The 1860-nt window shown below is 69.4% G+C and carries 2 protein-coding genes; both read left to right on the top strand.

Annotated elements, in window-relative coordinates:
- Positions 1 to 16 precede the first annotated feature (16 nt).
- Complete coding sequence (locus METY_RS20705) at positions 17 to 1330, top strand: NtaA/DmoA family FMN-dependent monooxygenase (RefSeq protein ID WP_103123280.1); 1314 nt, start codon at positions 17 to 19, stop codon at positions 1328 to 1330.
- A gap of 20 nt (positions 1331 to 1350) precedes the next feature.
- On the top strand, positions 1351 to 1860 hold a 510-nt coding region (locus METY_RS20700; RefSeq protein ID WP_103123279.1), incomplete at its 3' end, for a flavin reductase.

Below are 1860 nucleotides of genomic sequence, written 5' to 3'. Positions count from 1 at the left end.
TGAGAAAGACTGATCGATGTCGGACAAGCGTTTTCATCTCGGTTGGTTCATGAACTTCACGCCGGACGAGTGGCGGGAGCCGTTTGGGCAGGGCGGCCGGCCGTGGGACGGCCAGTTCTATGTCGAGATGGCGAGGGCGCTGGAGCGGGCGTGCTTCGACTACATCATGATCGAGGACAAGCTGATGGTGCCGCAGACCTATGGCGGCTCGGCCAAGGCCTCGCTCAACCACGGCATGATGGTGCCGAAGCACGATCCGGCCCCGCTCGCGGTCGCGATGGGCATGGCGACGCAGCGCCTCGGCGTCATCGCCACCATGTCGACGATGGCCTATCCGCCGTTCCTGATGGCGCGCCTGTGCTCGACCATCGACAGCCTGACCAACGGCCGCTTCGGCTGGAACGTCGTGACGTCCGCCGAAGACCTGATGGCGAAGAACTTCGGCATGGACCGGCTGCCGCCGCGCGACCAGCGCTACGAGATGGCCGACGAGTACATGGAGGTGATGGGCAAGCTGTTCGAAAGCTGGGACCCGGACGCGGTCGTGCTCGACCGCGACGCCGGGATCTACGCCGACGAGACCAAGGTCCGGCCGATCGATTTCGAGGGCAAGTACTACAAGGTCCGCGGCCCGCTCAACACCGTGCCCTCGCCTCAGGGGAGGCCGATCTACGTGCAGGCCGGCGCCTCGCCGAAGGGCCGCGACTTCGCAGCGACCCATGCGGACTCGATCGTCTCGGTCGCGAGCGGCGTCGAGGAGATGCGGAAGTTCCGCGCCGACATCCGCGCCCGGGCCGAAAAGTTCGGGCGCGACCCGGACACGATCAAGGTGATGTTCTGCGTGACCCCGACGCTTGGCGAGACCGACGACGAGGCGCGGGCGAAGTACGAGCGCATGCTGAACTCGCCGCATTTCATCGTCGACACGCTGGCCTCGCTGTCCGCGATCACCGAGATCGACTTCGCGCAGTACGACCTCGACAGGCCGCTGCCGGAGAAGCTCGTCACCAACGGCGAGTCCGGCACGCTCGACAAGTTCCAGCAGTGGGGCAGCGGCAAGACGCTGAGGGAGCTGGTGGTCGCCGGCGGCGGCGGGCTGGTGTCGTCGGTGGAGCTGGTCGGGACGCCCGACACGGTCGCCGAGCGCATGGGCGAGGTGATGGCCGAGGTCGGCGGCGACGGCTTCCTGATCACGACGCCGGTGCTGCGGGTCAGCCGCCGCTTCATCACCGAGGTGACGGACGGGCTCGTGCCGGCGCTCCAGAAGCGCGGGCTAGCGCGCACGGCCTACGCGCACGAGAAGCTGCGCGACAACCTGCTCGACTTTTGAGGACCGGGAGGGCCGTCGCGATGGACGACGCAGCGGATCTCGCCTGCGCGGCGCCGGTCGGCCGGGAGCGCTATCGCGACGCGATGGCGGCGGTCGCGGCCGCCGTCAACGTGGTGACGACCGACGGGCCGGGCGGCCGCGCCGGCTTCACCGCGACCGCGGTCTGCAGCGTGACCGACGCGCCGCCGACGCTGCTGGTCTGCGTCAAGCGCGACAGCTCGGTCGGCGAGGCGTTCCGGGCGAACGGGGCGCTCTGCGTCAACACGCTGGCGCCCGGGCACAGGCCGCTGTCGAACCTGTTCGGCGGCCGGACGCCCGCCGAGGAGCGCTTCGCGGCGGCGACCTGGCGGCGCGGCCCGAGCGGCGCGCCGATGCTCGAGGGCGCGCTCGCCTCGTTCGACTGCCGGATCGACCGCGTCGTCGACGTCGGCACCCACGCCGTCCTGTTCTGCGAGGTGCTCGACATCACCCTCGGAGACGACCGCCAAGGCCTGATCTACGTCGGACGAAGATACGACACCGTCACGGCC

It is taken from the genome of Methylopila sp. Yamaguchi, from assembly GCF_002897035.1.
GTDB lineage: Bacteria > Pseudomonadota > Alphaproteobacteria > Rhizobiales > Methylopilaceae > Methylopila.
This window is presented reverse-complemented; position numbering and strand designations above follow the sequence as displayed.